Origin of the sequence: Candidatus Aegiribacteria sp., from assembly GCA_021108435.1 — a bacterium.
Taxonomy (GTDB): domain Bacteria; phylum Fermentibacterota; class Fermentibacteria; order Fermentibacterales; family JCC-6; genus Aegiribacteria.
On record JAIOQY010000034.1, the window covers coordinates 1 to 7773 of the forward strand.

The 7773-nt window shown below is 47.1% G+C and carries 7 protein-coding genes; 6 read left to right on the plus strand and 1 reads right to left on the minus strand.

The annotated features are described in order from the left end of the window. Positions 1–140: 140 nt before the first annotated feature. The 3 genes from K8R76_02265 to K8R76_02275 all read left to right on the plus strand — a co-directional run bounded on the left by K8R76_02265 (position 141) and on the right by K8R76_02275 (position 2175). Positions 141–1067: an ABC transporter ATP-binding protein gene (locus tag K8R76_02265; protein ID MCD4846997.1), complete on the plus strand. Its 927-nt coding sequence runs from the start codon at positions 141–143 to the stop codon at positions 1065–1067. Continuing rightward, positions 1067–1807, plus strand: a complete 741-nt coding sequence (locus tag K8R76_02270; GenBank protein MCD4846998.1) for an ABC transporter permease — start codon at positions 1067–1069, stop codon at positions 1805–1807. Before K8R76_02265 ends, K8R76_02270 begins: the two co-directional genes overlap by 1 nt. A 107-nt stretch (positions 1808–1914) precedes the next feature. Further along, positions 1915–2175: a hypothetical protein gene (locus tag K8R76_02275; protein ID MCD4846999.1), complete on the plus strand. Its 261-nt coding sequence runs from the start codon at positions 1915–1917 to the stop codon at positions 2173–2175. A 61-nt stretch (positions 2176–2236) separates the two neighbouring features. On the opposite strand, the gene K8R76_02280 is transcribed toward K8R76_02275, so the two are convergent. After that, on the minus strand, positions 2237–3748 hold the full coding sequence (locus K8R76_02280; GenBank protein ID MCD4847000.1) for a hypothetical protein: 1512 nt from the start codon (positions 3746–3748) through the stop codon (positions 2237–2239). Positions 3749–4060: 312 nt separating this feature from the next. Here K8R76_02280 and K8R76_02285 point away from each other — a divergent pair, with 312 nt between their 5' ends. The 3 genes from K8R76_02285 (at position 4061) to K8R76_02295 (ending at position 7599) form a co-directional block, all read left to right on the plus strand. Further along, positions 4061–5518: a hypothetical protein gene (locus K8R76_02285; GenBank protein MCD4847001.1), complete on the plus strand. Its 1458-nt coding sequence runs from the start codon at positions 4061–4063 to the stop codon at positions 5516–5518. Between the two features lie 364 nt (positions 5519–5882). Continuing rightward, positions 5883–6188, plus strand: coding sequence for a hypothetical protein (locus K8R76_02290; GenBank protein MCD4847002.1), 306 nt, complete (start codon positions 5883–5885; stop codon positions 6186–6188). Position 6189: 1 nt separating this feature from the next. Further along, positions 6190–7599 (plus strand): PQQ-binding-like beta-propeller repeat protein, encoded by a 1410-nt coding sequence (locus K8R76_02295; GenBank protein MCD4847003.1) that lies wholly within the window; start codon positions 6190–6192, stop codon positions 7597–7599. The last annotated feature ends 174 nt before the right edge of the window (positions 7600–7773 follow it).

Consider the following 7773-nt stretch of genomic DNA (forward strand, 5'->3'; position numbering starts at 1 on the left):
GATTTCGTCTCCAATTAGACGGGATCGAGGGTATCACGAATGGAAACTGACTATGGTCATGAATGCCGGACAGGAGTATTATTGCCAGGAAATTTTATGAAACTGAATCCCCGTCCCGGAGTCATTGTGGAGGAACTTGAATGCCAGAACAGTCACCTGAAGTCGTCAGCGTTCATGACCTCAGAAAATCTTACGGTGATGTAAAGGCCGTTGACGGTATAAGCTTCTCAGTGATCAAGGGTGAGATCTTCGGAATCGTAGGTCCGAACGGTGCAGGCAAGACAACTACGATGGACTGTATCGTCGGTATGAAGAAATCTGATTCGGGTTCTCTGAGCGTTCTGGGACTGGACCCTATTAAACAGGGGCTGAAGCTTCGTCAGAGACTCGGTATACAGCAGCAGGAATCTGAGTTGCCGGACAGGATCAGAGTCCGCGAAACAATGGAACTCTTTTCTTCCTTCTACAACAGAACACTCGAATGGAGGGATATCCTCGATCATCTCGCTCTGATGGATAAATCCGAGGCTTATTTCTCCGATCTTTCCGGAGGACAGAAGAGAAGGCTCTTTGTAGCTCTGGCATTGATAGGAGACCCCGAGATCCTCTTCCTGGATGAACTGACAAGCGGTCTAGATCCACAGGCACGAAGGATAATCTGGAAACTTGTCACAAGGCTCAGGGATGAGGGCAGAACTATCTTCCTCTCAACTCATTACATGGATGAAGCTGAAAAACTGTGTGACAGAGTTGCGATAATCGATAAAGGCAGAATAATAGCGCTCGATACCCCGGATGAACTGATCTCGTCGCTTGGATTTGGCATCAGGGTCATCTTCACTGCATCGGGAGATTTTTCAGAATCAACACTGAATGAAATCTCCGGTATTCTTTCCGTCGAGAGGGATGGAGACAGGATCACATGCACGATCCGAGACAGCAGTGTCGTACTGGAGATTGTGAAGAAACTCATACGTCTGGACACCGCTCTGGATGATTTCCGTACCGAGCGAACGACACTGGAAGACGTGTTCCTCGCGGTAACGGGAAAAGAGGTGAGGAACTGATGTCCGGATTCAGAAAACTTGCTACAGTTGAGTTTCTTCTCTATCTGCGGGAGCCTTCGGCTTTCTTCTTCACTCTGATTTTCCCGCTGATGCTGATGATGCTTTTCGGCAGCATCTGGGGCAACGATCCCTTCCCTGGAGAAACATTCGGCTATATAGATTTCTCCGTTCCGGCATTCATCGGAATGGTTATCCTGACCAGCGGGATAATGGGCCTTACAGCAAACCTTTCCGCTTACAGGGAAAGGGGAATACTCAGGAGGTTCAGGGCTGCGCCACTTACACCTGTTTTGATCCTGATGGCCCAGGTTGTGGCTGTGTTCGCTATCACAATCGGCGGAGTCATTCTTCTTCTCATTGCGGGGATCGTGGTTTTCGATCTTCACTTCTGGGGTACTCTTCCCGAGGTAATCTTCGCATTCGTGCTTTCCGCACTGAGCATCTCCGCTCTCGGTTTTATTCCTGCCAGTCTTGCCCCTACAGCACGAAGCGGGGTCATGGCGGCAAACATCATTTATTTCCCGATGCTCTTTCTGTCCGGTGCCGCTCTACCGTTCCATATGCTTCCACCATTCCTCCAGACATTCGCACAGGTACTGCCTTTGACGCATGTGATAAAACTCCTGCAAGGTCTGTGGCTTGGAGGACACCTGTGGGATTATCCGATTCAGCTTGCGGTCCTGACGGGTGTTCTCATTTGCGGAATACTGGTCTCAGCTCGTTTCTTCCGGTGGGAATGAAAAGCTAACACTTGCATGGCATCTATCATTATCAATAGAGTAACTGAACTTGAAGAGTTCCGTAAGGAATTTATTCCAACTGCATAACTTTCACTTTGAGAGGATGTATGGAGATGAAGGTTGATGTAACGTTCGAGAACGGTTTTGAGAAAGCCTTTGCTACCTGCGTGGTTCTTGTTGTCATGGCTGTAGTGTTCCTTGTTGGATATCTGATATCACCCGGAGCGGCATACGCTGAATGGGACAGCTCAAGCGGCTTTGGAGACAGCTATTACCTCAGAGAGATAGCTGAATACATAGACGATGTGTCAGATGAGCTTTCAGATATTTCAGGAACTCTTTCTGATATAGAGAGCGCTATGCCCTGACCTTAGACTGCAAGTTTAACCTATGTGTTCGACTGATTTAACAGGTTATCTCAGATCGCAATTATGGAAGTTCCGGCTCTATTCCTGAAGCGATTGCATCGATGCCTGTTGCAAGAACAATCATATCCTCCAGAAGTGACTCCAGATCCTCCGCAAGCAGATATTTATTACTGTTTCCACTCATCTCTCCATGACCAGGGGCAAGATGTACAGCAGCATCGCTCCAATCAATTTTGAATCTGCCCAGTTTCTGCTGCCATCTGTCAAGGAACCAGTAAACCGGAGCTAGAACAATCCTGGCCTCGTCAACCGAATTCTCAATTCTTTCCGCAAGCTCAGGTGTTGCGTAACGGATAGGAAAGAGGTTATCGAACCTGCGGTCGCCTGTAGTAAATCGCTGAACACCATCCTGCGGATAACCGGGGGGATCGGTCTTGATGTAGAATGGAGAATCGTTGATCTCGACTTCTATTGCGTAGTCATCACTGGGATTTATTTCAATATCCCTTCCACGATACCTGGCGTTGATAGAACCGAGAGTGCTCTTGTATTCAGCTCCGTCATGTGTCCAGCTGTGCTTCTCGGCAAGCCTGGCAATTGCCTGCTTGCACTCCTTGCCCTTTCCGATATTTGATGAGAATATGCCTTTAAAAGCTAACCAGAGGGGAATCCCAACTGCTACAGGTATTATGAAGAAAGGAGCATATCTGGAATACAGTTCTGAAACATCCTGTTTTTCGTTCCCCGTCAGAGTGATCAGAACACTCACCATTATAGACAGGGCAATAAATACTCCCAGAATACGCAGAGCAGTTCTCAGTTTGTTTTTTACTCTTATCGGAGCGTTTCTCAAACGCCATTTCATCAGCTCTTCCTTTTCCTCCTCAATATCCCTGACCCGTCTATCCACCTGGAGCTGTTTCATGTTCTTACCTTCAAAACAGACGAACCACTCCTCGGTTTTTCTTACAGGATGAAGTCTTTTCCAGATAGCATCTGGAACGTATACTTCCGAATTGCAGTAGCTGCATTCCATTATTCTCTCGCTTCGCGCTGAAACGGATAGCGCCCCCGCACACTGGGGGCAGGACATTACTACCGGCTTAGTTGAATCCTCATCAATTTCTATTCCCTTATCGTCAGTATCTCCTTTGGGAGGAGGCTGCAGAGTGCAGCAGAACCTGGCGGAGGGTACAGGTTTCTGAAGCCATTCAGGGATTGATAGTAAATAATACGGAGCTTCGCATTCAGCACATCTGTGAATGGAGTTGTCCTGAACCTCCGGAATTGAAAGAGGCTTCTTACAGGAAGAACAACGGGGTTCCAGTCTCCAGTAGCTGTATTTGAAGGTACCTCCTCCGGACATGAGGGTTCCCCCCCGCCCTTGCCCCTCGGTCAAACCTTCATACTCCTCTTCAAAATCGTTGAGAAAGCCAGCTATTCTATCCGGTGAAAGCGTCATTTCCTCAAAACAGGCCGTACAGAAAAGCCTTCTATAGGGGCCGTTAATCGGAATGGATTGACCGCAGCTGCTGCAGGTGGTTCTTATTTTGAAACATCCGTATCTTTGCATCCAAGCCCTCCTGAGTACCAAACGTAGAGCAGTTCTACCAGTAATTCCATCCTGATTAGTATACTCCAAATGAAGTGCAGTCCCAATAAATCTGTTAGCCCGTTCCTGTACTTCCGGACGGATTTTTTTTAAGTTGAGGCAGGCAGGCTGCTAAAACCTGCATTGTTTTGCGCTGGTGATTTGTCTATATATAAGCAGTACATGGCATTATATGATGTGCAGGAAATGCGTGTCCCGGGGTTTGACTTTATGTAGAATGCCGGCAATCGTCATTAATGTACATCATCTTTTATAGAATGGAGCGCTCAAACTATGAGTTCTTTCTTACTTGTTGCTGGATTCGCGATTTTGTTTTGTACTCAGAGCTTATATGCTCAAGCACCTGATATTTCATGGACGAATACTTTCGGGGGTGCTGAATATGAACTTGCTTACTCTGTCCAGCAGACATCCGACGGGGGCTACATTCTTGCGGGATATACGAATTCCTACGGTTCAGGCAATTATGATGTCTACCTTGTTAAGACTGACTCCAGTGGAGATACACTGTGGACACGAACCTTCGGAGGGAATGCTTATGATCCCGGGTTCTCTGTTCAGCAGACTACCGATGGGGGCTATATTATTGGAGGATCTACTAGCTCCTTCGGTGCCGGAAGCTCTGATGTCTATCTGATAAAGACGGATTCCTGTGGAGATACGCTATGGACGAGAACCTTCGGAGGTAGCGGATATGATCGAGGCTATTCTGTTCAGCAGACAAGCGATGGGGGTTACATTGTTACGGGATCCACGAACTCTTTCGGTGCAGGTGGCGATGATGTCTATCTCATAAAGACGGACTCCAGTGGAGATACGCTGTGGACAAAAGCCATTGGAGGGTATGAGTGGGAATATGGCTTCTCCGTCCGGCAGACAATCGACGAGGGCTACATTATCACGGGATTCACTGATTCCTACGGTGCAGGCGGCGATGATGTCTACCTCATAAAGACGGACTCCAGTGGAGATACGCTCTGGACGAAAACCTTCGGGGGTAATAATCACGATGTTGGTTACGATGTGCAGCAAACAACCGATGCGGGCTACATTGTTTCGGGATCAACCGAATCGTATGGCGCAGGCGGAGAGGATGTTTATCTAATAAAGACGGATGCTATTGGAAATACCCTCTGGACGAAGATCTTCGGGGGTTATGCATATGATTGCGGCTGCTCTGTCCAGCAGACAATCGGCGGTGGTTACATTATCTGTGGGTATACTTTATCCTTCGGTGCAGGCGGCTCTGATGTCTATCTAATAAAAACGGACTCCAGTGGAGATACACTGTGGACAAAGACCGTAGGGGGTTCAAATAATGACCCCGGCGAATCAATCCAGCAGACTACCGATGGCGGATACATCGTCGGTGGATGTACTGTATCCTACGGTGCAGGCTACTCTGATTTCTATCTTATAAAGCTGGATCCTGAAACTGGAATAGAAGAAGAAACAGAAGGAAGCCCTTTGCCTGCTCTGGGATCTATTGGACCTAATCCGTTTTCATCCGACTTATACATCTCTTACAGCACACCGGAGCAGACCAATGTACAGCTGACGATTTTTGATCTCTCCGGAAGAGTGATTGAAATAATTGTCAGTGACCAGCTCCCTGCGGGATCGCATACAGCGATGTGGAACCCATCACAGGACACACCAGACGGCTGCTATCTGGTCGTACTTGATGCCTGTGGACATCATGAATCAGGAAAATGCCTTAAGCTGAACTGACTTTCGGGCTGAATGAAATAACAGGGATACCTCTTTCCACACATCACAATATTCCTCTCTACCGAAGTGAATACAATCTCAGTAGTCAGCACAGCGAATGTACCAAATTTAGATTAGCGCTTCACTGAAGATTCATGTAGCACTTGTCGGATTAAAGGAATTTCTTCATTATTTGTTCGATGAGAAAGTAAATGATACAATATCGATTACTGATTACAAAGGTGGAAAGTATGCTACCAGTTTCGTTTTTTCAATAATGTTATTGCTTATTGTGAGCGTTCCGGTAACCGCTGATTCAGGATAGTATTCTGATTATTTACTTCTGATAGACGACACTAACTGCTGCTTTGGGGATGATTTTGTAATGAATGGACCTTTCAGAAGTAATGGTGATCTTCTGATACTCAGCAACACTCCCGGACGCGATAACGATCCGTGGTTCTACACACTTACCACCGCATCGGATTCCATATACACTTTCTTACCTGATACTTCTGTGATGATCTCATCGATCCTGCCTCACCCGCCGGGAACGTACCTCTGGGTGGAACCATGCGAACTGATGTGCCAGGGACCTCCGTGGTTCAATCTGGGAGCGGACACAATTCCTTTCGGGTCCGACAATGTAAACTGGTGTAAATGCCCGACCGCAGAAGTAAATGGAGGATGATATGAGTTGTGTAACTCTTCTTGTAGCGCTCCTGATATCGAATACCAGCCTTACTATTATTCATCCGGAAAATGGTGAAACCTATAGCGATGACAGGCTTGATATCAGAGTTATTGTAGAAAATGAAAATGAGCTGCCCGACTCTGTTCACTACTCCCTCAACGGACAATCAGTTGTTGATATTCCCAGGTTGAACACCGACTGGTACACCTACATGGCGAACGACAACCGTACCGGCTATTCGGAGTCACCGGCCCCGCACGATAACACTATTCTCTGGACCGCTCCGATAAGTGGCACTTATCATGAGTTTGTCTCTCCTGTAATTGTCAACAGCAGGGTTTACTTTGCCTCTGAGGAAGATGAGATAGCATACTGCCTGAGTGCTGCTACCGGAGAAGAGATCTGGCGGTTCGAGAACATAGGCGATGAAATTGATGATGCAATGCATGTAAAGGACAATATGGTTTACCTGGCTTCTGACTCGATTTGGTGCCTGGATGCCCTTACCGGCGCAAAGATATGGTCTTTCGGAGACAGCTTCAGCAGGTTTTCCGGACCTCCGGTTCCTCATAATGGAAGATTGTTTGTGGATGGTAACTTTGTTTACAGCCTGGATGCTGCTACCGGAGATGAAATTTGGAAATCCTCGGATACTCTTCTGAGCGTGAGCAGCATGACAGCCTGGAACGGTCTGCTTTTTGTCTCCGTTCCAGTGCCCAGGAGATGGAATGAAGGTTCCCTGTATGCGCTTGATACCAGTACCGGTGAAATCGTATGGGCCAACAAGTGTGGAAATATATGGGATTCATCTCCCGTTGTAGCAGACGGTACGATCTACATAGGCACAATGACCGGTTCTCTATTCGCTATTGATGCCGCAACAGGAACTACTGTCTGGGAATCGTCACAGTTCACATACATAGAATCAACTCCCGCTATTCATGAAGGCAGCATATTATTCGGTAATCTGGAGCGGAGCATTTATTCTGTCGACAGGAGTAATGGGGATATTCAATGGGAGTATGAGATTCCAACTGGCGATTACCTGCACGGATCCCCCGGAGTAGCCGATGGTCTTGTATTCTGGGGTGACTGCCAGAGGATGACTGTTGATTCCATTGCCACTATACATGCAGTGGACATTCGATCAGGGACTGAGGTCTGGAGTTACGATACCTGTGGAGGTTTCAATGGAATTCAATCCAGCCCGGCTATTACCGATGGAGTAATGTACATCGCTGCCACCGACGGTAACCTCTACGCATTCGGCACCGGTCTGAAGTACAGCTATCATGACAATATCTTCGTCAATGCCGGCACGAGGGAACTTATTGTTACGGCTTACTACGAGGGCAGTGCTTTTGCGGCAGATACCATAAGATTTAAAGTTATTGAACCATCTTATTAGACTGATGAACTGCGAATACTATAACAACACTATTTTCTGCATGTTTCCTCAATCTCGATACTGACCTTATGTACTGCTGTAACACTTGTCCGCTGCAATTCCATAACACCCAGTATACGATATAACCCGCTATATTCACTGTCCAGTTCATTTACCAACAATTTCTAATTCAGA